The sequence below is a fragment of the Pectobacterium actinidiae genome (assembly GCF_000803315.1).
Lineage (GTDB): Bacteria > Pseudomonadota > Gammaproteobacteria > Enterobacterales > Enterobacteriaceae > Pectobacterium > Pectobacterium actinidiae.
The window spans coordinates 2,367,974-2,392,249 of sequence record NZ_JRMH01000001.1 but is presented as its reverse complement, the minus strand read 5'-3'; the positions used below and the strand labels follow the sequence as shown (position 1 = coordinate 2,392,249).

Below are 24,276 nucleotides of genomic sequence, written 5' to 3'. Positions count from 1 at the left end.
TTTTACCAGAAACATACAGGAGGGACGATGGGGTACTTACACCGGATGTCTGGTTCCTCGAGCTAAAAAAAGCCAGCGCAAGTTGCCCTGGCTGGCTTTTCCCCGGTGCGGTATGGCGCAAGTGTTACATTTGGCGCACTGCAATAAAGCGATCGGCGATCAGGCGAGCGACCCAGAACGAGGTTTGTGCCACGTCGCTATGCAACCCGTTCTTCGTATGGATGTCGGCCTGATGCAGGAAATCCTGCTCCAGTGAATCCACAAAGGCATCGAACTCGAACTCACCCCGTCGCAGCGATCCTGACTGGCTGAGCACCGTGTTCAACTGTGTTCTCACTAAATGGATAGCCTGAGCGAACGATTCACGTTGCGCCGGCGTAATGTATCCGCCTTGTCTGGCGATATCCGCCCAGCGTGTCGGGGCGGGAGAGGTCATCGTGTTTGGCATCTTAATTCACCTGCAAGTTGGCGGAATCCGGCACTTTGTAGTGATTATTGACGTTCGTCAGGTTGATGTTGCTACCTTTGACGTTCAGCCCTTCACTGTCGCTTTTCACGAACGAGAACTTGCCGTTTTCTGCGTCAATGTTGCTCAGGTTCAAGTTCCAGTTACCTTGTTGTCCGCCGTTGGTGCGAACAAACGTACCGAAATCTTTCGCTTTGAAATTATCGATGGTCAGGTTGGCATCCGCGTTCAACTGAAAAATCTTATCGGAAGCGCCCTGAGCGCTACTGTTGGTGATTTCAACATTGGCAGGTTTACCCGTGTTGGATTTCACCGTCAGCGCATCTTCACCCACGTTGGTCCAATGTACGTTGTCAATTTTGGCATCGCCGCGAACGTGTACGCCATCCGCTGCATTATCACCAAACACCACGTTTTTTAGCGTTGCGCCCGGAGCCAGTTCAAATACTGGCTTCTGACCTTCAGCCTGGCCGCCGTCGCCTAATTTGCTGCCAGCGGTAAAGGTTTTACCTCCGCCATCAAAGACTTCACCGGGGCCAACTTTGATAGTGTCATTGACCACAGTGGCATCACCGCTGGCCTTTGGGAATGCAACCGGGCCAGCGCCTGCTGTTGACGTCGTGGGTGATGTCGTTGAACCGCCATCAACGCGGGTTGGGGCGGCCGTTAGTGGAGCAGGTGCTGCGCCACCGTTACCGCCAACGGGTGAAGACGGCGCAGCAGGTGACCCAGAGCCACCACCGGATGAAGCCTGCGGTGCGCCCACAGACGGCGCGCCACCACCTTGTGATTGTCCTTTTTCTTGCGGCTGACCGAACTCACCTTTCTGTGAATCCATCAGATTACCGATCAATTCGAGCAGCGCTTTCAACAGATCGTTACTACTCAGTTGTCCCCCTCCGTCTGCCGTTGGGCTGATGGCATTGTCTAATGCGCTGCCCGCCGAATCTTGCAGTAGAGAGCGACTCAGATTTTCTGGATTTTGCGTACCGCTTGCGCCGCCCGTGCCGGATGAACCCGCCAGCGGTGAAGCACCGCCGTTGCCGCCTGCCGTACCGGAAGAGAGAGGGTTTCCCGCGTCCTGACCATTTTTGCCCTGAATCAGTGTTTCCAGCAGTTTCATCAGCATATCGGCAGGACTGCCGTTTTGCCCTAACGCCGAGCTGCTACTGTTGCCTGCACCTGGCTGGCTCTGCGTGCCGCCATCGGTTGAGGATGGCGTATTCTGTGCATTAGGCAAGAGCGCGCTGAGCAATGTGCCCAGCGCCTCCATAAGTTGGCTATCTTGCTGTGCAGAACGCGGTGAAGCTCCGCTGTTACTGCCCGAAAGTGGGGAATTAAGACCTGTCGATGACAGTCCTGCGCCGGGTTGTATGCTGAGCGTAATCGTCATATCAGCCATAACATCTCCTTGAAAGTGAAGTGAATAGTGATGAGTCATTAACAGGCTTACGTCTGTTGCGTATTAAGTGAGGGAAGGGGTGATGTGGTTCCCGATCGGGGAGGAGAAAGATATCGGGAACCGAAAGCAGAACATGACCACTTAACTGACACGATCACTTCATCATTCTTGGAACCTGTTATGCAGAAAATCCAGCATGTTCAGCCCGGCCTATCCACGTCGGAAATTGCACCTGCCACGCTAGCGAAAACATCGTTATCGCAGAGCACGAGCACCAGTGCGAGCCAGAAAGGCGCGCAGTCTCTGGTTCAACAAGGTTTGCATGATAAAAATAAACCGCCCGAACTGGAGCAGGGAAGCCGTAGTTCGGTGAAGAGCCAGGACTCACGCTCGACCACCCTGCGCGAGCTTTTCTCATCGGAAGGGATGCGCCAGGGTTTACCGCGTGATTCGCTGGCATCGGGCGGACCGATCCAAAGCTTTTCCCGGTTTGGCGATACGCCGATGCTTTCTCGTGAAAGTAGCCTGTCTGGCCGTTACCTTGAGCACAACGATAGTTTTCATACCGCATCCAGTTCACTGCGCCATAGCGAGTCTGGTAGCGACAGCGAGCGATTCTTCACTCCGCGAGAGTCCCTTTCTCCCACTCACTCACATCGTGCGCCGATCGCCGAAGAGCCGAGTATATCCATAACCAGAGGCCGCGATCGGTTAAGTTTTCAGAGTCAACCATCGCCGTTACTCCGTGACTCTGCGAGTTCTGCGTCCACACCTGATTTTGGCGTTAAAATTGACCACCATGGCAAACTTCAGCTTGGTAAGGCGTTGCCGGAAGCATTGACCACGCTGCTGCAACAGACTATCGGGAAAAATAGCCAGCCGTTCGTCGCTCATCATGAAAATCAGGATGCGCAGCAGCACGCGTTAGCCGACAAATCAGGGCGGCTGTTCGTGATTCAAAGCGATGGAAATCAGCATATCGCGCTCCATAGCAGCGGCCGCAGTGCGATGCCAACAGGCAAGCTGAGTGCGAATAACGTACAGTTAGCGTCCACGCCGGAACGTATTTCTGTGAAAACAACCTCCGGCGAATCTACGAGTGTGCCGCTATCCGGGCGTATGAACCACGAACTGTTAACCGGTGTCCACCGACAGCCCGATTCCGCGTCAGGCGCGGGTGAGCAACTGCGTCTTCATGACGGCAAGCTCTTTGCGTTAAATACCGAGTTTGGCGTCTGGCAGAAAACCAGCGATGTCGCCCACAGCCAGTTATCCCGACAGGGGGATGGCCAACTGTATGCAGTCAAAGACGACCACACGCTGAGCAACTTGTCGTCGGGCAGCGTGTCATCCACCTTCAGCGATAAGATTACGGCGTTTTCTGCCAATCAGAACGGGCAATCGGCCGTGCTGACCGAGCAAGATCACCTTACGCAGTTGCATCTGATGAGCTCGTTGGAGGCCACACCGCAGCCTGTGGATCTCAAACTGGAAAGCGGCGAACCGGTATATGCGAAAGCGGTGGGGTTAACCGCAGAACACCTGCTGATTACCGATAATGACGGCAAGCTTTACCACGCACCGCTGCCTGAGGCGGGTGAACCGCACGTCACATTAACCCCGGCCAGCACGCCAGAACTGAATGCGGTGCTGGGCGACGACCATCGTATTACCGGATTTGCCCATGATGAACGCGGTCAGACGCAGGCGCTCGCCACCGATCGTCAAGGACAAAAACACGTCGCGCCTCTGGGGCAAAGTGGGCTGTCGCCAACGCCGGGATGGAACCTGAGCGACAGTCTGGTGGTGGACAATAAACTGGGGCTAACCACGACGGCACTTGCGGCGAAAGACACCTTAGATCTAGGACGGTTGGGACAAATTGGGCTACAGGACGGGAAAGTCCAATTTTATAACGGCAATACCAAGAACTGGGAGGCGTCCAGCGTTGAAGCCAGTCAGCTAAAGCGCGGGCTGGACAATCAGGCTTACACGCTGAAAGACGGTGAAATCACGCCGCTGTCTATCAATCAGAAGTCAGATACGTTTACGCACGGCGACAACACCGTATTTGCGCTGCCGCAGGTGCGTATGACGCCGTCTGCGGGCACCGCGCTCCCCGGCATTGACAAGGACGATGGCGTCTCGGCGATGGCGGTGATCAACCGTAATAAATTTATTGCCGTCGATAAGCAGGGCGATCTGCATTTCCACCAAATCAAGCCAGGAACGGATAAGATCGCCGCGCCACCGCTGGCGTTGCCTAAAAATGGGTTGTCCGGTGAGATACAGGACATCACGCTGGATCACCAGCAAACGCTCTTTGTCTTGAATAAAGACGGGCAGCTTTTTCAACTGCCGAAAACCGACTGGCAAAATGCAGCGAATCACGACAGTGCGCAATGGCAACAGGTGAAAACGCCAGTAGAGGGCAAGGTGAGTTCGTTGAGCACAGACGCACAGCATCATTTGCAGGTTGCGCATGACGAGCATGAATTACACACCCAGCAAGGGAACGCGTGGAAAACGACTGTGCCAAAAGGAGAGGCATCGTTACCCGCAGAGCCTCGTGACGCAGAAACGGTGTTTGGCCGGCTGGATGTGGCGACAAAGGGCATGAAGATACCGTTAACCGGAGTCACGGTTAAGGCCGATGTTCAGGTTCTGGGGAAAACGGGTGAAGAGTCGCAGCAGGTTAAAAGTAAACTGTCCGATCTGGTCAGAGCCCATATTGTCTCGTTCACGTTGGACATGCCGCGACCGATAAAAACCTTTGCCGACCATGTTCAGCACCAGTTCAACGGGCGTGAAGGCCTGAAACCGGTGTACGACATGCAGACCGAATTACTAAAAAAACTGGATACGACGGCCAGTCAGCCGCAGGGAACGGTGACGGATTTGGCGACGAAGATCGACAAGCTGGATCTGGGGGAGAAAGGGAAACCGCTGGTTAGCCTGTTAAAACAGTTCCATACCGAACTGGAAAGCAGCTCGTCCAAGGCGGCATTGCTTATCGGCAGACAGCAGGGCGTCGTGAATGATAACGGCGTGATGAACACGGAAGGCAAGCCCGCCAGCCTGCATAGCAGAGAAAAAGATCTGGCTCCGATGCTGCTGGCGGCGATGGAAAGCCATCCATCATCAAAAACAAGTACCGCTGCGACGCTACTAAAAACCTTCGTAGACAGTAAAACGCCACTAGCCCAAAAGCCGAATAGCGAAGCGTTTGGGCAGCAGCGGGATACCAGCGATGCGCTGTCACTGGCAAAAACGCGACTGGTGCTGGATACCCTGGTGCTGGGAGACCTGCATAAGTTGACCGATCGAATCGATGCGCTATCCGGCACATCGCCGGGTGAGGCGGCACTGGCATCGATGATGAAGGAACTTAACGCGCTGCGGCAGGGAGATTACGGCGAAAACCCGGTTAAGAAGATGACCGACATGGGGTTCACCAATCATAAGTCGCTGGAGGCGGATTACGATTCGGTTAAAACCTTTATGAAGGCGTTCAGGAAAGAAGAGAACGCCGTCAGCGTAACCTCAAAAACCGTGATGCAGGCGACCAGCCAGACGGACATGATCGACAAAATGAAGTCGACCGTGCTGTCGCTGGATAGCAACGAAAGTATTGCCTTTAACCGAACCTATGGCGGCGGGGCATCCATGTCGTTTGTGGTCAGCGGTACACCGTTGCCTTTCCCTCCGGTGCCGGGCGGTGGCGTCAGCGGTGAACGAAATTACAACCTGAGTTTCTCCCGTGGTGAAAACGGCATCAATGTCGCTTTCGAACGTTCGGGCGGCATTACCGGGAAAGTGAGCTATTCCGGCGGATACGACGTCAGCGAGTATCTGGCAGGGAAAACCTCGGCGCAGATGACGCAAGACATTAACAGTAAACACAGTTTTGCACCGGATGTCCGTGCTTCCTTCGGCGTATCCGCCAGCCTGCAAGTCGCACAGCAAAACGCCCTGAACTTTACCCTCAGTGAAGAGGAACTCCCCGGATTTATTGACGGCCTGTCGAGCGGCACGATCAACCCGCTTGCCCTGTTGGATAAAGGGGAGCAGCACAGCGTTAAGGCGGGTAAAACGGTCAGCTTCAATCTGGATGGTAATGGGGCGTTGGAACTGCGTGGTGGCATCAACCTGACGGAAAAAGGCGCGGCACCCACCAGTGCCACACTACGCGGATCCGTCGGCCTGACGGCGAGCGTCAATGTGCTGTCTGGTAGCAGTGCGTCCAGCGTCGCGCAAGGTGAGAAATCCACCACCTATACAGAGTCGGACAACCGCCTGCGCTTCCTGAGTCAGGGAGCGATGGGGGCCAACGCGACCCTCAGCGCGGGTGCTGCCAGAACCACGCCAGATGGCACCGTCCCGTTCTTTACTTCGGCCAGCATCGGGGTGAATGTGGCGGTAGATTCGCGCACGAACCAATCGATCAGCCTGGGCATGAAGAAAGCCGAACCGCTGGAGAAAAAAGATATCGATGCGCTGACTAAAACGCTGAACTCTGCCTTTAACGATCCTGCCAGTCAGCTCCTGATCGACAGTGTGAAAAAAATCGCAGAACCGGACGATCAGCTTGCCATCCTGAGTCAACATTTTGCGGGTAAAACGGCAAAAACCGACGATCAGCATCAGGGATTGATGAGCTTGCAAAAATTGAACGTGCGGCAGGATGTCGCGCAGCGTGATGGCGCCACGCTCGATAGCGTCAAGCACACAACGTCCTACACCAATCTCAGCAAGCTGACAGAAAACGGGCTGTTTCAGGTTATCGGTAACCATTTGTTTTCTTCTCTGCCACCGAGCAATGCCGATCGCATCAATCAACTGATCGCCGACAACCCGGCACTGAAGGATATCGTGAGTCGCTTACAGGATAACGACAGAGCCTCGGTGACGGTTGCACTAGAGCTAAAAGACGATGTGCGGGAAAAGATCGAGAAGGGTATTCAGAACAAGACGCACGGCAAAGATGACGTCATCGCGCTGTTTAAAGATGGCAATAATTTGCGACTTGCCAGCATTGACGTCTCGAAGGCGGTGAAGAAGAGCGAGGGGTTCAATACCCCGGCGGTCATCATCAACGCGTCAAGCAGCGCGGGCGTCAGTATGAATAAACTGCTCGGCAGCGTCAGCTTTAGCTACGGACAGGATCAAACCGTACCGCAAAGTTACAAACTGAGCGGCGAGATTGCCAAAGCCAATCCGGCTACTGCCAACGCATTGCAACAGCTTCAGCAGGAAGGCCTGCAAATTAACGGTTAATCGTAAATAACATGCGGTGATTAAAGGAGAACAGGATGACACCCACACAACAGCATATTACGCGGCTATTACGCCATTACGGTGCGCTCAGTCGTACCCAGTTGGGCTTGCAGGACGGCGTTTGCGCACTACGCGAACCTGACGGTCAGGAGGCGGTGGTGCTGGAAGTCCCCGCCAGCAGCGGCGTGTTGCTATTACACAGCGATGTGATGCGATTTCAGGAGCCGGTTAACACGGCGGTGTATCAGTTCATGCTGATGCTTAACTTTGAAATGGCGGCGATGAAAGGTTGTTGGCTGGCGCTGGATGAGAATGCCACGCTGCGTTTGTGCACGCAGCACACCGCAGAATCGCTGGATGAACCGAGTTTTACTGCGCTGCTGCCTGCTTTTATCAGCCAGGCCAAAGAGACCCGACTGCTGATTCGCGGCTTGTTACCACGGTTTATCGCGGCATAGCGTGGTTGAGCCACGGCACACTATTGGTCGATGGCAATAAAGGCCAGCATCGTTTCGCTGCCGTCCAGAATATCGGATTGGATAGCCCGCCTGGCGGCGCGGGTATCGTGCTGCTGTAGCGCCGCGAAAACCTCTTCGTGATGTTCGATCGCCATCTGCACGGAGAAATGTGCATAGGCCTGCGCAATCAGCGGGCCCGTGCGCATCCATAAGCTACCGATAAACTGCGTCAACAGCGGCATACGCGCCGCCTGTGCCAGAAACAGATGAAATTCGCTATTTAACCGCAGCGCTTCCCGTAGATTTTTGTCATCAATCGCCAGACGATTCTGGCGAATATTTTCTTCGATCTGTTCCAGCATTTTCGGCGTAATGTGCGTGGCAGCCTGTTCAGCTCCCGTACCTTCCAGCGCCAGCCGCAATGTGCGGATCTCGATAAACTGGGCTTCGGTCAATTGGGGAACGCGGATATCGCGCGGCGTTTTGAGCACCAGCGCCTGTTCTTTCGCCAGTTGCAGAATAGCATCTCGCACCGGTGTGACGCTGGTGCCAACCTGCGCGGCAAGCTCGCGTATTCTCAGGCGATCGTCTGGTTTGAGTTGGCCGGTAATTAACGCCTCACGCAGCATGGTATAAACGCTGGAACCCAGATAGCTGTGATTGATCTGCCCAATTGGATAATTCACTGTTCCCCCAGAGAGAAGCGCTGCGCAACGTGATGAGATAGAGAGATAGGTTGATACCGCAACGACCCGCGGCAACGAGGCGTTAATATACAATATGATGCATCAAAGACGCTATGGTTAGGTCAGTTGATACTGATAATCTATTCCACGATCCGATGACGGTGTCGTCCCAATGGACGGAGGGCGGTACGTTAGGTAACAACGATTCTAAGTTTGCTATTTATTTAAATCGGCTTCTATGTAAATAAATATTTCCTATTTTCAATTATTTATATTTCCTGATACAACGTATCAATGAGTTTATTCAGATAAGCACAAGGTATTTACAATGAAAATCTGTATCGCGCAAATACTGTTCGTGGCTGGTCATGTCGATGAGAATGTGAAAAAGCATCAGGACATGGTAATTACCGCGTCACAGAATGCTGTCGATATTATTGTCTTTCCTGAGCTTTCATTAAGCGGCTATGAACCTTCATTAGCTGAAATAGTGGCGTTGCCATCTGAAGAGAGTAAATTTGATGTCTTTCAGTCAATGAGTGATGAATATGGCATTTCTATTGCGGTAGGTTATCCTGTCAAATTCAGCGATGGGATAAAAATTACCATGATTATCTTCCAGCCTGAAAAAGAGATGTTATTTTATTCAAAGCAGTTACTGCATCCTGATGAAATGCCTTTTTTTAAACAGGGTAAGCAGCAAGCGACACTTAGCGTTGAAGGGAAAGTCGTTGTGCCAGCAATATGCTATGAGTCTTTGCAACCAGCCCATGCACTTGAGGCCGCGAAATTGGGGGCCAATCTTTATGCGGCGAGTGTGGCAAAGTCCGCTAATGGCGTGGTGCAGGCTTATGCGCATTATCCTGTCATTGCCAGGCAGCATGGGATGTTTGTTCTGATGGCGAATGCTGTTGGAAAAGCCGATAATTTTATCTGTGCAGGGCAGTCGGCGGTTTGGGATCGTGAGGGAAAATGTCTCATACAGGCTAATGCAACACAAGAAGCCTTGCTTATTCTGGACACCGAGACAGGCAAGGTCATGATGATTGAAAAGGATCATTCATCCTAACCCATAATAGTCATTATATGAATATTAACACTGATGTATTATTGCATTCGGTGAGCATATAAGCGCTCACCTTTAATTTCATGATGATTATTTCAGGCTTTTATTTTTAGATTTCTATTTTCAACGTCTGAGATGGCAGAGTGACAGCATCCTAATGTTCTTAGTGAGTATGATTCTTCTCGATATAATTAAATTTTTAATTATTGCGATGGATAAATAATTCCATTCTATCTGTTTCTGATAGTTAACCTGTTCCTACGGGAAAGCGTAATCTCATTTTATCCATTCAATATTTTTAACTATATTGTTCGTTTTTTCTTCGCATGTACTTTTATTTAATCCGCTAAACTCAAGGCTAAATACCCTAATGGAAGTGGGGAGATTATCCTCGAACGGGAGAGATATCAATGACGGACTATGGGTTTTCTACTCTGATTTTATTTTTGACGATCTCATCTCGTTAAGCCAATCCTGCGCGTCGCTCGATGGCGAACCGCTGGTCACACCGTTACCGTTTTAACGGCCTATCGTTGTCGTTTGTCGGTACGGGTTTTATTCATTAAGTGAAGGAAATCACAATGCAATACACTGGGAAGTACCTGAAGAAAACAGTGCTGATGCTGGCCATGATGGCCGGACTCAGCGTCGGGCAAAGTCAGGCGGCAGTCGAACTGGAGACGCGTTCGCTGGATCAAATCTATCAGAGTGCACTGAGAGAAGGCGGTACGGTCACGGTCTATGCTGGCGGTGATGTGCAGTCGCAGCAGGCGCGTTTCAAGCAGGAATTTGAGAAGCGTTTTCCTGGCATCAAACTGAATGTGATTGTCGATTACAGCAAATATCATGACGCCCGTATCGATAACCAGCTGGCGACCGATACCTTGATTCCGGATGTGGTGCAGTTGCAAACGGTGCAGAATTTTCCACGCTGGAAAAAAGAAGGCGTGCTGCTGAATTACAAACCACGTGGCTGGGACAAGATTTACCCGGAATTTCGTGATGCAGACGGGGCGTGGATCGGTGCCTATGTCATCGCGTTCAGTAACCTTGTCAATACCCAGCTTCTGGATGAAAAATCCTGGCCGCGTGAAGCCAATGACTACCTTCGTCTGAACCTGAGAGGCAATTTGATTCTGGCCTATCCTAACGACGACGATGCGGTGCTGTTTTGGTATAAGCTGGTCGTGGATAAATACGGCTGGGATTTTGTGAAAAAATTGCAGGATCAGGATCCTGTTTACGTGCGTGGCACCAACGTACCCGGTACTGAAATCGCGACGGGAAAATACAGCGCCACCTTTACCAGTTCTGGTGCGCTCGTTCCGGCTGCGGATTCCGTCACCCGCTTTGTTCTGCCGAAGTCCGATCCTTTTGTGTCCTGGGCTCAGCGTGCCGCTATCTTCAAAAAGGCTAAACACCCAGAAAGCGCCAAGCTGTATCTAAGCTGGCTGCTGGATCCGTACACGCAGACTCAGGTTTCGCGTATGTGGTCAGTGCGTACTGACATTGCCCCGCCAGAGGGTTACAAGCACATCTGGGAATACCGCAATACTCGTCCGCAGGCATTTGCTGATTTCATGTATGACCGTGGTGCGGTCGAGCGCTTCCGCGCACAGATGAGCCTGTATGTCGGTGAAGCGAAAGGCGAACCCACGCCGGGCTGGCTGGGTGTGAACCCAGAGGTGCCTCTGGTTAACTAACGCGTAAAATTATTGAGTTAACTTATGTTGGCCACGTTAATCGTGGTCGGCATGGCATCCTGTCAATACCACATGATTAAGCATCACATCGTTAAATATCACACCCGATAATGGCCTGTTTTGTGCTGTGAATAGTTGAGCAGGGTAACAAGAGGGTTGCCAATGGCAGCGAACCACCATTGGCGTGTTGAGGATTAACGCTTACTTCTTGTTGTTGGGTTTTAAGGTTTCGCCAACGTTCAGCAAGAAGATCTCATTATCGCGAGTAGACACGCGAGTTGATCCATCTTCCATACGGTAGCCGCCTTCAGTGAAGCCCGCACCATTCAGGAATGGCGCAACGGACTGTGGCTGATTGCGCACCGCAGCTTCCAACGCTAACAGGGCATAAGGCTCGATGGTGTCGATATCGGCATACTGTCGCTTGGAATCCTCCATAAAGAAGCCGTTTTGGTAGCGTGTGCTGATAATGTTATCGCCCACTTTTTCCGCCAGCGACAGATAGTCTTTCACTTTGCTCGCCTGATACAGATCCAGCAGCGCGAACAGGGCGTAAGGATCATTGTTCTTAGTCGCGAGATCTACTTTGGTGTCTTTACCCGGCGCTGAACCTAACTCACCCAGTCCCTGAGCATGAGCGATGCCGCGTGCGACACGCCACAGTTCTGCGTCCGGTAACACGGTATAGGCGCGAGCATAGGAAAGCAGGAATGAATTATCCGCAGGATAAGGCTTGATCACGGTGCCTTTTTTGCCGTAGTAACCGTCACGTGGCAGAACGTAGTTGGAGAGATCTTTGCCGTTAGCCAGCATTGGGCGGAATGTGTTATCCGACTCGTTGTAGGCGTATTTGGCGAAGGCTTTCAGGCCATCGGTTGTCCACGTCAGCAGTTCTTTGCCCTCCGCACCTAAATCTTTACCCAACTGAAGCTGCATGAGCGCATTTTCAGAATAGATTGTGCTGGTGCGTCCTTTCAGCATCATATTGCCTTCCAGCGCGGTGGGGCCGAACTCTGGGCCAAACTGGCGCTGGGCGCGATCGCCGTATTTGGAATGCGTATCGGCATCGTCGGTGGTTTCCTCACGCTTCAGCGCCTGCGTAAACTGATACACGCCTAGCCCGGTCGCTTTATCCCGCGGCAGCACGTACTGCTGTGCCAGACGTTTCGCCCAAACCAGCGCACCGTCTTCTTTATTGTATTTGTACAGCAGTGATGCGGAATAGATCAGATCGTTCCCTGCATTCAGAAAGCTGAGGCCTTTGGTGGCGAAGAAGGGCGGCTGTTGCTCAAACGGACTTTGCCAGAGCGCACCTATTTTTTGCCCGTATTTACCATGGCGACTGGTTTCCATGATCTTCCAGTCATAAACGTGTGCATTCCAGAAACCGCGAATAAAGCGTGCGGTTGCGTCTTTATCGACGCTGAACATCAAATCGTAGTAGGGATAGGCATTTTTCAGCTCATGCACCATCTCTTTTTCGCTGGGGCCTTCCGGTTGCAGCGTTTTTAGATCCACAAAACGGTGGCCGCCCCAAATCAGCAGGCCGCTCTCATCCTGATAATGTTGAAAATGGTATTTCACCATCGCTTCGGCACGTTGCTTGTAGCTGGGATTCCCGCTCAGATTACTGAGTCCGACCAGCACGCGCATCAGGTTCTGCTGTGCGGAAAAGTTGGATAACACGGCGTGGCGACCATCGGGGAAGATCCACTCCATTTGTTTACCCGTGCGAGGATCGACACCATCAGCAAGTAATGGCGTCGGCGACTGACCATGATAGCGATCGCCGGCTTTTGTCAGCACGTTATCAACATATTGATTGACGATGGTGAGACGGTCAGGCGTAGCGGCGCTGGCCTGTAAAGCGACCAGACCCGCAAGGAGCGACAGCGCAAATCTTTTCATTTTATTTACCTGTGATGATTCATGCTTGTAATAAAGGGATCCCGCTTGATGAACAGGATCCCCGAGAAAAATGGCATAGCGGTAAGCTGCGGTTAGAAAGGGAAGCCGTTGTTAGAACGTGTAAGTGAAGCCGACTTTTCCTTTTCCTTCACGCGATTTCACATCGCGCCCGCTGGCGACATCTTCAACGCCAATGTGGGCTGTCCAGTTGTCGTTGAGGGTGTAAGACACGTCGAAATCCTGTTGATAATCATGCTTTTTGTTGTTTTGCAGCACGTAATCCGCATGATAATAGTAAGCGGTGTACGCCAGCGTGAAATTGCCGAAACCTTTGTAGGCCACGCCCGCTTCATAGCGGTGACGGTGAGTGTCATCATCTGTGCTGGTACGCTTGCTGCGGGTAATTTTTCTGAGGTCATAACGATATTGCGCATGAAGATCCGTCTTATCCGTAACAGCCCAGCTCAGTTTCAAACCCGGCGTATAGCGTGCGCCAGAACTCTGGCTAGCGCCGATGTCGCCCACGGTGCCTTCACCGCTGGTGCCACCGGAATAGAAGCGTGCTTCCAGATTAGGCGTCAGGGTTAACTCAGGCGTTAAGCGATAGGCATAGCCGGTATAAAAAGCATAAGAATTCGAGACGACATCATCGATGGTCAGATCTTTATTCTTATTATAAAAATTCAACTCAACGCCAACGTACAGGCCATTATCCATAAAATGCCGCATACCAATTTCATCACCGTGATAGCGATTCATGGTTCCCCAGCTATGTTCATAGCTGAGTTTGGTATCAGAGGCTGACGCGGAAATAGCATAAATTTGGGCAAAGAGAATACCGGCCACAAGGTAGCGTTTTTTCATTATGGGCACCATTAATATTGATCGTTAATTATGAAAACTGTGCGCTGATAGACAAAATTCATTCATGAATTCATTTTCTTCATCAACACGGCACGAAATACGGCGTATTTATTTTATAAAATTCTGTGTTTCTTAGAAAACGTAGTTGAAACCAACTTTGATTTTCCCTTGACGGCTTGATGATGTGCTGGATTGGCTAATATCATCATACTCAATGTAAGGAGTTAGCTGTTTGTTTAACTTATATTGAACTTTGAATTGATGCTCATAATCCGTTTTTCCATTGTCATAGACGGCGTATTCTCTTTCGGTGAACTCACCCTTGCTATATTTATACGATTTTGTGGTGTTATCACCGATATAGTAGTTAAAGACGTAAGTTAGATTAATTTTATCAAAACCAGAATAGGTTACCCCGGTATCCAGACGATGGCGCCCAGTATCGGATTTTGATAAATAAGATTCCCCTGCATAACCATATTTATCTGACGTAGAAATGGTCGAATAGCGTGAGCTACGCGTCGGTTTTTTATATTCATAGCGGTAGCGGGCATACGTGGACCAGTCGCTGTTAATGCGGTAGTTATATTTCAGCCCCGGCTGGTACATCATGCTTGCGTTCCCGATGGAGAACTCAAAGCTAGGGGTCAAGGTCGCGGCCTTGCTGAGCTTGAAATCCTTACCGATCACCATGCCGCCAGATCCGCCCTGCATATCATCATAGGCAACGTCATAGTTGCTGTTCCCGCCTGCCGACGTACTGAATTTGACCTCGTACGACCAGCCGTTGGTTTTCTTATGAATGAGCTTAATGGAGTCTGAGTGGCGGCGGTCTTCTGTCTTCCAGTTATGTTCATATTGGAAAGTGGTTTTGCCGTCGGTTTCTGCCTGAGTGAGGAAAGGCGTGAATCCGGCACAAACAATGAGTAGGTTACGTGTGTATACTTTCATTCTATCTTTCTCTTTTTTGATGAATAAATAATATTATTGGCGAACGCAGTCTCTATCTTTCAAACCAGACAGTTGATGTCATTTTTTGGACGTAAAAATAGAATCACCAGAAATAATGATGACGCCATTTATAATGTCAGGCAGGGCTTTCTCCCTGGTAAATCAGGTTTCTATCAATTCATTTACGTTTCCTTATATACGGCGTTGCTTATGAATATTTCAATCAGCGAAATGGCTTATGCTGATGAGTGAATGTCGATAATTTATACTTCTTACTGTTTTTCATAATTATCATCAGACTTGATAATTAGGTTGTATGGCATTATGGTGAAAAGGAAACGCTGTTTCATTTATGTTGATCACACATTTGGTTGCTGTTTGAAATTTTTTGTAATCATTTAGCCTGATTATTGTAAGGATAAGGACGTGGAGTTGCGGCGATCGTTGTTGTCAGATTGAGGGGTGTCTCTCTTGATCGTTAATGATGATAATGATATGTAATTGAACAACAGTTAACCTGTTATCTGCCTTATTTCCGCCATCGATTCGAAAATATCCTGCGGAAAGCGCTTTCCATCAAAATGAATAAACGGTCAATAATAATTAACTATCCTGAACATTTTCAGGAACCCATGCCGTTTTCATTCCACTCATATCTTCGCTATCTCCGTCATACTGCACTCGGTAAGCGTGCTGGCCTCTCTGTATTCGAATGACGCGGGAAATTCGTTTGTTAAGCCTGACGACAGCAGAATGGAGACATCAATGATCAATCGTATTGAGAATGGAAGCCGCTGGGGAAATACCGCGCCTTTGCCCGCGCAGCATAATACAGAGATGAGTAGGCTGAGTGGACAACAAGCCCCATTGCCCACTGCGCGGTCGGGTGCTCGTTCCATCGATTTTGGCGGGACGTCGCCGAGCATGTCGCCAGTTCCTTCTGACTTGAGGACAATGACACCTACGCGCGCATTACCAACCATGCAAATTGCTGACAGTTCACTGATTGCAGAGCCCAGACCACCCGTCGATCTTCAGGCGATAGATAGCTCGGTGCACAGTAATGCCAGGGCGTTGGAGAAATGGTCGGCGCTGTTGAGCGATCTGCCGGAACCTGAACGCGAGAAGGCGGCAAAGGAACTGAACCGGCCGCTGGCAGCGGCGAAAATGCTACAGGATGGCGGGGCGAACGCGGAAAAAGCGCTCGCCTACCTGCGTGAAAATCCCGCGATCTATACGGCGATGGATACGGCAAAAGACGGTGGCAGAGCCGATGGACATATCTCTAATCGTGATACCCAATCCTTTATTAAAAATATGGAGCGACGCGCCAGCGATGCCAACCACGCCGTGAAAGAATATCGGGAGAAAAATCCGGCAGCCGATGCGCAGTCGCTGCGCTTAGTACAATCTTCCGCGCTGTTACTGGCTAACGAGCCGCTGCTTAATGCCGCCGATGCTAAAAAATCCTATATGCATTCCCCGCCGCAGAAGAATGACCGTACCAGCACGTTGACCGACCTGAATGCGATTATCACCGACAACCCGACGCTGTCGCCTCAGTTAAAAGCGGCTGCCCGGCTGTGGTCGCACCCTGGGTTATTCGGGATTCTGGAGCATGCGGATGTCAAAGGGGAGAAACTGGCGCGAGTCTCGCATGATGGCAAGTTGATGATGAAGGACATGAAAAGCTGGATTCGTGAACAAGCGCCTGTGAACCTTCAGGAAGCGACGGATACGCTACACAATGCGGCGGCGTTGGGGCTGGCGGCAAAAACGGATATCAGCAAGCTGGATGAAGCGGTTTTTTCCCAGCCGCAGCTTTACAGCGGGGCGCAAAAGTCGGCGACGCTGGTCAAACTGCAACAGACGCTGGAACAGGTGATGGCAGGGCGCGAATACCGCAATACCGAAGAAACGGAAAAGGTATTACATCAACGTATCGAAGCGCTACAGCAAGACGGGGATGTGATTCAGCATTTTGAGCAAGCGGTACCGCACGAGATAAACACCATTTTACGCTCCGATCCGCTGCTGGCGCAGACGGCGATGAGCCAGCGTTTCTCTACGACGTCACCTGCCGCTCCGCGAACGGTTGGGCTTGATGCCTCGCCTTCGGCTGTACCCCATGCGGGATCGGGAGTAAAAAACGATGCGCAGGCGGTGAAAGATGCCGGGCGCAGCGTGATGAATTTTGCTAAATCATCGCTACACGCAGAGGATTTAACCAAAGCGGCAGGAAGTAAAACGGCCATTGGTCTGGCTGGCAAGGCGGGCGCAGCGATTGCCGGAAAGGTGGTCGGTGCCATCGCGGGTGAAGCCGCTGGTGCGGCGGCGGCATCTGCCGTTGGCGCGGCAGTTGGACCGGTAGGATGGGCCGTGAGCGGGGCGCTCAGCATCGGCATGGGGATTGCTGAGCTGGTAAATTTCTTCAATGCCAAAAGCAAACTCAAACACCGGCGGGAAGATTTTGCCAAAACGGTTAATCCCGCGCTAGAACAGTTCAATATTCCCAAACCGCGTTAATGCGCCAGCGTAAATTTCAAAGGCTTAAATTTCAAAACCGGGGGCGACTTCCTTCACCGGTTTTTTACACTCTTCCGGTTTAGGTTGATTCGCAGGGAGGTTTTTACAATCCGTCGCAAAGGGATTCAACGCATCGCGATTCAGATAAAGCACAAACAGGATCAGAATGATGAGGGGGATCAGGATACGTTTTCTTTTCATGGTTATCTTTAGTTGCGTTGCGAAAAATGTGGATATGTTAAAAAAACAGGTAAAATTCTAACGCGTTACGCGGCTTTTGTCTTTAGCCCGCTGGGTTTCCGCCTTATTGTAGTGCTTCGGCATGACGATATCGGCAGAGGTGAAGATGAAAAAGAGGCGATTTGCGGCGATTGGGCTAGCGCACAACCACATTTATGACATGTGTCGGCAGTTGGTTGATGCGGGCGCGGAACTGGTCGGCGTGTTTGAACCCGATCTTAATCATCGGGAAAAATTCATCTCACTTTTCCCCTCCGTTCCTTTTGCTGACTCTGCGGAACAGTTGATTGCCGACGCGTCTATCGATCTTATTGCCTGTGCGGTCATTCCCTGTGACCGAGCTGAACTGGCGCTGCGCACGCTGGATGCTGGCAAAGACTTCTTCACCGCCAAACCGCCGCTGACCACCTTGGAGCAGTTGGATGTCGTCCAACGTCGGGTAGCGGAAACTGGCCGCAAGTTTGCCGTGTACTTTAATGAACGAATCAATGTGGATAGCGCGCTGTTTGCCGGTGAACTGGTGCAACGGGGTGAGATTGGGCGAGTGATTCAGACCATTGGCGTTGGCCCACACCGTGAGCGCGGCGCGCGGCCTGACTGGTTTTATCAAAAGCGCCAGTACGGTGGGATCCTCTGTGATATCGGTATCCACCAAATTGAACAGTTTCTCTATTTTACTGGTAATACTAATGCGCGAGTGGTGACCAGCCAAACGGCGAATTATCACCACCCGCACCAGCCCGAATTTGAGGATTTTGGCGATGCCATGCTGCTGGGCGACAATGGGGCAACCGGCTATTTCCGCTGTGACTGGTTTACGCCGGATGGGCTGAGCGTCTGGGGCGATGGTCGTCTGACGATACTAGGAACGGAAGGCTATATCGAAATCAGGAAATATGTCGATCTCACGCGCGGAGAAAGCAACGTCGTTTATCTGGTGAATGGCAAAGGCGAACAGCGCTTTACCCCCGCAGGCAGCGTCGAACGCCCCTTTTTCGCGGATTTCCTTCGTGACTGCCGTGAGCGCACCGAAACCGCGATGTCGCAAGCGCATATTTTCAAGGCAACGGAGCTGTCGATTCTGGCGCAGCAGGCGGCGAAGAAGATTGTCTAAGAGACTACTGTCTTTTCTCATTACCCCATAGCACCGTGCTCTACGATGGCGCACGGTTGTGCCTTTTCTGTGCATGATAATCATTCTATCTCAGTTAATTTCATAAAAATCAACAGAGTAAAAGCTGGCATGGTTTTCGCTTTAGTGAATTCAATCTTGTATACCAGATGGGATTCACACTATGCCAAGAATGACAGGACTCACGCTTCAGGAATGGAAACAGCATTATCATCAGCAGGCCGATAGCGTTGATGAAACACTCGGTGCGCTGCTTGCCAGCTTGTCGGAAGACGATCCGGCCTGGATCATGCTGGCGACACCTGAGCTGCTTCAGGCGCAGATCGCGGCGCTGTTGCCTCAGTATCGTGAAAACCCGGACGCGCTGCCGCTGTTCGGCGTTCCCTTTGCCGTCAAAGACAACATTGATGTTGCAGGCTGGCCAACGAGCGCAGCGTGCCCGGCATTTACCTATCTGGCAGATAAGGATGCGACGGCCGTTGCCAAACTGAAAGCGGCAGGGGCGATTGTCATTGGCAAAACCAACCTCGATCAGTTTGCGACCGGTCTGGTCGGCACGCGTTCGCCGTTTGGTGAAGTGCCAAACACCTTTAATGCGGACTATATCAGCGGAGGTTCCAGTTCGGGATCGGCTTCGGTGCTGGCGCGCGGGCTGGTTGCTTTTTCGCTGGGAACCGATACCGCGGGGTCGGGGCGCGTTCCCGCCGGGTTTAACAATATTGTCGGCCTGAAGCCGACGAAAGGATGGCTATCGGCAAGCGGTGTCGTACCGGCCTGTCGCCTGAACGACACCATTTCCGTGTTTGCGCTGACCGTCGAGGATGCATTTACCGTCACCGAACTGGCTGGCGGATACGATGGGGCGGATGCCTACTCACGCAGCCATCCCGCCAATGCACCTGCTGCGCTGCCCGCGAAGCCGCGCTTTGCTATCCCCAGCGATCCGACCTTTTTTGCTGATGCTGTCGCACAGGCGGCATGGCAGCACGCGCTGGTCGAATTAGAAGCGACGGGCGCGACGCTGCACCCGATCGATTTCAGCATTTTCACGCAACTCGCCGAGCAGCTTTATCAAGGCCCTTGGGTGGCAGAACGCACGGTTGCGGTGGGCGACATGCTACAGCAGCCAGAACACATGGATCCGGTGGTGCATGGCATTGTGGCGAGCGGCGAGCGTTTCAGCGCGGTAGAAGCCTTCAAAGCAGAGTACCTGCGTGCCGAACTGGCGCGCCAGATCCAGCAGACGCTGGCGTCGTTTGATGCGTTAGTCGTGCCGACTTCACCGACCATTCATACGCGTGAGGCAATGAAGCAGGAGCCGGTGCGCTATAACTCCCAGTTAGGTGCCTATACCAACTTTACCAATCTGGCCGATCTTTCGGCACTGGCGCTGCCAGCCCCTTTTCGTACCGATGGCTTGCCGGCGGGGATCACGCTGATTGCGCCCACCTGGCATGACCGTGCATTAGCGAGTTTTGGTCTGCGCTGGCAAACACAACTGGCGCTCACATTGGGCGCAACGGGAAAAACACGGCCTGCTGCGGGGCTGACCACCTTGCCGCCCTCTGCATTACACGTCCGACTTGCCGTTGTCGGCGCGCATCTGACAGGCATGCCGTTGAATCATCAACTTACCACCCGCGATGCTGTACGGGTGGAGGAGACACGCACGGCGGAGAACTATCGTCTTTATGCGCTGGCGAATACGCAACCGGCCAAGCCCGGTTTAGCGAAAAGTACCGACGGCGCAGCGATTATCGTCGAACTGTGGGACATCCCGCTGGCACGCTTTGGTGAGTTTGTCGCAGAAATTCCTGCGCCGTTGGGCATCGGCACGCTGACGTTAATCGACGGACGGCAGGTTAAAGGCTTTATCTGCGAACCGGCTGCGCTGAGTGACGCCGTAGATATCACCGAATTCGGCGGCTGGCGTCACTGGCTTGCTCGTCAGGAGGCATCCCATGTTTAAGACCGTACTGATCGCTAACCGGGGCGAAATTGCCTGTCGCGCCATACGCACGCTGAAACGCCTGGGGATAACCAGCGTGGTGATTTATTCCGATGCGGATAAAAACGCGCAGCATGTAAAAGATGCTGACATCGCGGTACTGATTGGTGGTGAGAAGGCCAGCGACAGCTATTTGCGTATCGATAAAGTTCTTGCCGCCGCACAGCAGACGGGGGCTGAGGCGATCTGGCCGGGCTACGGTTTTCTGTCAGAGAGCCTGCCATTTGCCGCGGCGTGTGAAAAAGCGGGCATTGCGTTTGTCGGGCCAACCGCGCAGCAAATTGGTGAATTTGGCTTGAAGCACCGTGCCCGTGAATTAGCCGCTGCCGCCGGTGTGCCGATGACGCCGGGAACGCCGCTGCTGGCCTCGCTGGAGGATGCGCTGGCCGCCGCCGAAGGCATCGGCTATCCGGTCATGCTGAAAAGCACCGCTGGTGGCGGCGGCATTGGGCTGACGCGCTGTGCGGATGCGGTGGCGTTACGGGCGGCGTGGGAGAGCGTGCGCCGTTTAGGCGAACAGTTCTTCAGCGATGCAGGCGTCTTTCTCGAACGCTGTATCGATCGGGCGCGTCACGTTGAAGTACAGATTTTTGGCGATGGCAAAGGGCGCGTGGTCGCGCTGGGCGAACGCGACTGCTCATTGCAGCGGCGTAACCAGAAGGTCGTGGAAGAAACACCCGCACCGCATTTGCCGGATGCCACGCGAGCAGCGCTGCTGGCCTCCGCGGTGAAGCTGGGCGAACTCGTCAGCTATCGCAGTGCGGGAACGGTGGAATATATCTACGATGCCGAACGCGATGCGTTCTTTTTCCTCGAAGTGAATACCCGTTTGCAGGTTGAACATCCGGTGACAGAGTGTGTCACCGGGCTGGATTTAGTCGAATGTATGCTACGTGTTGCGGCGGATGAACCGCTGGACTGGGTGCAGTTGACGCAGGCACCGCGTGGAGCCGCGATTGAGGTGCGCATTTATGCGGAAGATCCGCTGAAGAACTTCCAGCCTAGCCCCGGCGTGCTGACTGAAGTTGCGTTTCCTAATGGCGTGCGGGTTGACGGCTGGGTGAGCACGGGCACCGAGGTGTCGGCGTATTACGATCCGATGATCGCCAAGCTGATTGTCCACGCGGAAACCCGTGAGCTGGCGCTGGAGAAGATGCAACAGGCGCTGAATGCCACGCGCTTACACGGTATTGCCACCAACCTCGATTACCTGCGCCAAATTGTCGCCACCGAGGCGTTCCGCAACGGAACCGTGTGGACGCGGATGCTCGACAGCTTTACGCCGTCCGCGTCGGTGATTGAGGTGATTCAACCCGGCACCTGGAGCAGTGTGCAGGACTATCCCGGACGCCTCGGCTATTGGGATATCGGCGTGCCGCCGTCCGGCCCAATGGACGATTTCGCGTTTCGTCTGGCAAACCGTATTGTCGGCAACGATGAAGCCGCAGCCGGGCTGGAATTTACGCTGCAAGGCCCGACGCTGTGCTTCCACCGTACAGCAGTGATTGCGCTGACGGGGGCAAACTGTCCGGCGACGCTGGATGGCGAAACGGTGCCATACTGGCAGCCGCTTACCGTAATGGCTGGGCAGACGCTGACGCTGGGGCGCGCGCAGTCTGGTTGCCGCACCTATCTGGCGGTGCGCAACGGCATTGATGTGCCGCAGTATCTCGGCAGCCGTTCGACTTTCGCGCTCGGGGAATTTGGCGGTCATGCCGGACGAACCTTGCGAGTGGCAGATATGCTGGCGATTTCTCAACCCGATTTGCCAGCCTGCACGACGCCCGCGCCCGTGAGCGCACCGCAGGCCGTGGATGCTGCGGTGATTCCGCAGTACAGCGATGAGTGGCGTATTGGCGTGCTCTACGGCCCGCATGGCGCGCCGGATTTCTTTACTCACGCGGCGATTGATGAATTTTTCGCAGCGGAATGGCAGGTGCATTACAACTCGAACCGATTGGGCGTGCGTCTGGTTGGGCCCAAGCCAAGCTGGACGCGAGAAAACGGCGGCGAGGCGGGGCTGCATCCTTCCAACGTTCACGACTGTGAATACGCGATTGGTGCGGTGAATTTTACTGGCGACTTTCCGGTGATCCTCACGCGGGACGGACCGAGTCTGGGTGGGTTTGTCTGTCCGGTCACGATTGCCAAAGCGGAGCTGTGGAAAGTCGGTCAGGTTAAGCCGGGCGATCGTATTCGTTTCCACCCAATCAGTGCGGATGAAGCGCTGGCGCTGGAACAGGCACAGTCTGCGTGCGTTTCTACGCTGGGTACGGCGCATGCCCCTGCATTTGACGTTCCTTCGCTGGCGACAACGGCATTCGGCTCCGCAACAGTGCTGGCTGCGGTACCGGCAACCGTGACCACGCCAGCCGCCGTATATCGTCAGGCGGGGGATAACTACGTTCTGATTGAGTATGGCGAAAACGTGCTGGATTTGGCGTTGCGGCTGCGTATTCATCTGCTCATGGTGGCGATCCGTGCTTCTGAGACGGCGGGGATCGAAGAACTGTCACCCGGCGTGCGTTCGCTACAGGTACGTTATGACAGCCGGATTATCCGCCAGCGGGCGCTCTTGGACGTGCTGCTTCATCTGGAAAGTCAACTGGGTGACGTGAGCCAGATGAAAGTGCCGTCGCGCATCGTCTATTTACCGATGGCGTTTGAAGATAGCGCCACGCTCGGCGCGGTGGAACGCTACCGTGAGACCGTACGAGCCAGCGCGCCCTGGCTACCGAATAACGTCGATTTCATTCAGCGTATTAACGGGTTACCACACCGTGATGACGTGCGCGACATCATTTTCGATGCCAGCTATCTGATTCTGGGACTGGGGGATGTTTATCTCGGCGCACCCTGTGCGGTGCCAATCGATCCGCGCCACCGCCTGCTTAGCTCCAAATACAATCCTGCGCGTACCTTCACTGCCGAAGGCACAGTCGGTATCGGCGGCATGTACATGTGCATTTACGGTATGGACTCGCCGGGCGGCTATCAACTGGTGGGGCGCACGCTGCCTATCTGGAACAAATTCCTTAAAAACGATCAGTTCATCGCAGGTGAACCGTGGCTGCTGCGCTTCTTCGATCAGGTGCGGTTTTATCCGGTTAGCGAGGCCGAACTCACGGCGCTGCGCGATGACTTCCGCGAAGGACGCGCGGCGATCCGCATCGACGAAACCGAATTTGATTTTGCCGAGCATTCGCGCTTTCTGACGGAGCAGGCCGACGACATCACCGCGTTCCGCCAGCGTCAAGCCTCGGCGTTTGAAACCGAAGTGGCGCTGTGGCAGCAAGAAGACGACAGCTCGCCGCAGGAGGACGTTTCAATCGCTCCCGTAGAAAACGACGAAGACGCGTTTCAGGTCAGTGCGGATATGAACGGCAACATCTGGAAAGTGTTGGTGAATGTGGGGGATGTCATCGAAGCCGGACAGCCGCTGATTATCGTTGAAGCGATGAAAATGGAGCTGACGATTAGTGCATCGCAGTCGGGTCGGGTGAAACGCATCGGCTGCCAGCCGGGACGCCCCGTCAGCCCCGGTGATGCCTTACTGTGGTTGGAATAGAGATGGAAATAAAGGGACAAG

General features: G+C 53.0%; 15 protein-coding genes. 8 read left to right on the top strand and 7 right to left on the bottom strand.

Features of this window, described 5'->3' with window-relative positions; genetic code table 11:
• Positions 1 to 124: 124 nt before the first annotated feature.
• Both KKH3_RS10140 and KKH3_RS10135 read right to left on the bottom strand, forming a co-directional pair.
• Positions 125 to 448, bottom strand: a complete 324-nt coding sequence (locus KKH3_RS10140; protein WP_039358903.1) for a hypothetical protein — start codon at positions 446 to 448, stop codon at positions 125 to 127.
• A gap of 1 nt (position 449) precedes the next feature.
• Positions 450 to 1,868: a pectate lyase gene (locus tag KKH3_RS10135; RefSeq protein ID WP_039358898.1), complete on the bottom strand. Its 1,419-nt coding sequence runs from the start codon at positions 1,866 to 1,868 to the stop codon at positions 450 to 452.
• Between the two features lie 180 nt (positions 1,869 to 2,048).
• Here KKH3_RS10135 and KKH3_RS10130 point away from each other — a divergent pair, with 180 nt between their 5' ends.
• Positions 2,049 to 7,145 carry an AvrE-family type 3 secretion system effector gene (locus KKH3_RS10130; protein WP_039358895.1) on the top strand — a complete coding sequence of 1,699 codons (5,097 nt, stop codon included), beginning with the start codon at positions 2,049 to 2,051 and terminating at the stop codon, positions 7,143 to 7,145.
• 35 nt (positions 7,146 to 7,180) lie between these two features.
• Positions 7,181 to 7,603 (top strand): type III secretion system chaperone, encoded by a 423-nt coding sequence (locus KKH3_RS10125; protein ID WP_039358892.1) that lies wholly within the window; start codon positions 7,181 to 7,183, stop codon positions 7,601 to 7,603.
• 20 nt (positions 7,604 to 7,623) lie between these two features.
• On the opposite strand, the gene KKH3_RS10120 is transcribed toward KKH3_RS10125, so the two are convergent.
• Positions 7,624 to 8,289, bottom strand: a complete 666-nt coding sequence (locus tag KKH3_RS10120) for a GntR family transcriptional regulator (RefSeq protein WP_039358890.1) — start codon at positions 8,287 to 8,289, stop codon at positions 7,624 to 7,626.
• A gap of 328 nt (positions 8,290 to 8,617) precedes the next feature.
• On the opposite strand from KKH3_RS10120, the gene KKH3_RS10115 reads away from it, so the two are divergent.
• Complete coding sequence (locus tag KKH3_RS10115) at positions 8,618 to 9,358, top strand: carbon-nitrogen hydrolase family protein (RefSeq protein ID WP_039358887.1); 741 nt, start codon at positions 8,618 to 8,620, stop codon at positions 9,356 to 9,358.
• Positions 9,359 to 9,936: 578 nt separating this feature from the next.
• Positions 9,937 to 11,058: an ABC transporter substrate-binding protein gene (locus KKH3_RS10110; RefSeq protein ID WP_039358884.1), complete on the top strand. Its 1,122-nt coding sequence runs from the start codon at positions 9,937 to 9,939 to the stop codon at positions 11,056 to 11,058.
• Between the two features lie 201 nt (positions 11,059 to 11,259).
• Here the strand turns inward: KKH3_RS10110 and KKH3_RS10105 are convergent, their stop codons facing one another.
• From KKH3_RS10105 to KKH3_RS10095, 3 genes are all read right to left on the bottom strand, one after another.
• Positions 11,260 to 12,966 (bottom strand): pectate lyase, encoded by a 1,707-nt coding sequence (locus KKH3_RS10105; protein WP_039358880.1) that lies wholly within the window; start codon positions 12,964 to 12,966, stop codon positions 11,260 to 11,262.
• A 111-nt stretch (positions 12,967 to 13,077) separates the two neighbouring features.
• Positions 13,078 to 13,830 carry an oligogalacturonate-specific porin KdgM family protein gene (locus KKH3_RS10100; RefSeq protein WP_039358877.1) on the bottom strand — a complete coding sequence of 251 codons (753 nt, stop codon included), beginning with the start codon at positions 13,828 to 13,830 and terminating at the stop codon, positions 13,078 to 13,080.
• Positions 13,831 to 13,962: 132 nt separating this feature from the next.
• The gene (locus KKH3_RS10095) at positions 13,963 to 14,781 is read right to left on the bottom strand and encodes an oligogalacturonate-specific porin KdgM family protein (protein ID WP_039358875.1); all 819 of its coding nucleotides are present in this window, start codon (positions 14,779 to 14,781) and stop codon (positions 13,963 to 13,965) included.
• A gap of 765 nt (positions 14,782 to 15,546) precedes the next feature.
• Between KKH3_RS10095 and KKH3_RS10090 the strand changes: the two genes are divergently transcribed.
• Positions 15,547 to 17,307, top strand: a complete 1,761-nt coding sequence (locus tag KKH3_RS10090; RefSeq protein ID WP_039358873.1) for a type III effector HrpK domain-containing protein — start codon at positions 15,547 to 15,549, stop codon at positions 17,305 to 17,307.
• Positions 17,308 to 17,331: 24 nt separating this feature from the next.
• Here the strand turns inward: KKH3_RS10090 and KKH3_RS22270 are convergent, their stop codons facing one another.
• The gene (locus tag KKH3_RS22270; RefSeq protein ID WP_167371723.1) at positions 17,332 to 17,508 is read right to left on the bottom strand and encodes a hypothetical protein; all 177 of its coding nucleotides are present in this window, start codon (positions 17,506 to 17,508) and stop codon (positions 17,332 to 17,334) included.
• Positions 17,509 to 17,653: 145 nt separating this feature from the next.
• Here KKH3_RS22270 and KKH3_RS10085 point away from each other — a divergent pair, with 145 nt between their 5' ends.
• The 3 genes from KKH3_RS10085 to uca all read left to right on the top strand — a co-directional run bounded on the left by KKH3_RS10085 (position 17,654) and on the right by uca (position 24,255).
• On the top strand, positions 17,654 to 18,661 hold the full coding sequence (locus KKH3_RS10085) for a Gfo/Idh/MocA family protein (RefSeq protein ID WP_039358870.1): 1,008 nt from the start codon (positions 17,654 to 17,656) through the stop codon (positions 18,659 to 18,661).
• A gap of 181 nt (positions 18,662 to 18,842) precedes the next feature.
• A complete protein-coding gene (atzF, locus tag KKH3_RS10080) occupies positions 18,843 to 20,648 on the top strand; it encodes an allophanate hydrolase (protein WP_039358867.1) in 1,806 nt (601 codons plus the stop codon).
• Entirely contained in the window at positions 20,641 to 24,255 is a 3,615-nt protein-coding gene (gene uca, locus KKH3_RS10075) for an urea carboxylase (RefSeq protein ID WP_039358864.1), read from the top strand. Before atzF ends, uca begins: the two co-directional genes overlap by 8 nt.
• Positions 24,256 to 24,276 lie beyond the last annotated feature (21 nt).

Excerpts from the sequence above, each read along its gene's own strand:
- KKH3_RS10140 (WP_039358903.1), bottom strand. The coding sequence starts at position 448 with ATGCCAAACACGATGACCTCTCCCGCCCCGACACGCTGGGCGGATATC.
- KKH3_RS10135 (WP_039358898.1), bottom strand. The coding sequence starts at position 1,868 with ATGGCTGATATGACGATTACGCTCAGCATACAACCCGGCGCAGGACTG.
- KKH3_RS10130 (WP_039358895.1), top strand. The coding sequence starts at position 2,049 with ATGCAGAAAATCCAGCATGTTCAGCCCGGCCTATCCACGTCGGAAATT.
- KKH3_RS10125 (WP_039358892.1), top strand. The coding sequence starts at position 7,181 with ATGACACCCACACAACAGCATATTACGCGGCTATTACGCCATTACGGT.
- KKH3_RS10115 (WP_039358887.1), top strand. The coding sequence starts at position 8,618 with ATGAAAATCTGTATCGCGCAAATACTGTTCGTGGCTGGTCATGTCGAT.
- KKH3_RS10110 (WP_039358884.1), top strand. The coding sequence starts at position 9,937 with ATGCAATACACTGGGAAGTACCTGAAGAAAACAGTGCTGATGCTGGCC.
- KKH3_RS10105 (WP_039358880.1), bottom strand. The coding sequence starts at position 12,966 with ATGAAAAGATTTGCGCTGTCGCTCCTTGCGGGTCTGGTCGCTTTACAG.
- KKH3_RS10100 (WP_039358877.1), bottom strand. The coding sequence starts at position 13,830 with ATGAAAAAACGCTACCTTGTGGCCGGTATTCTCTTTGCCCAAATTTAT.
- KKH3_RS10095 (WP_039358875.1), bottom strand. The coding sequence starts at position 14,781 with ATGAAAGTATACACACGTAACCTACTCATTGTTTGTGCCGGATTCACG.
- KKH3_RS10090 (WP_039358873.1), top strand. The coding sequence starts at position 15,547 with ATGATCAATCGTATTGAGAATGGAAGCCGCTGGGGAAATACCGCGCCT.
- KKH3_RS22270 (WP_167371723.1), bottom strand. The coding sequence starts at position 17,508 with ATGAAAAGAAAACGTATCCTGATCCCCCTCATCATTCTGATCCTGTTT.
- KKH3_RS10085 (WP_039358870.1), top strand. The coding sequence starts at position 17,654 with ATGAAAAAGAGGCGATTTGCGGCGATTGGGCTAGCGCACAACCACATT.
- atzF (WP_039358867.1), top strand. The coding sequence starts at position 18,843 with ATGCCAAGAATGACAGGACTCACGCTTCAGGAATGGAAACAGCATTAT.
- uca (WP_039358864.1), top strand. The coding sequence starts at position 20,641 with ATGTTTAAGACCGTACTGATCGCTAACCGGGGCGAAATTGCCTGTCGC.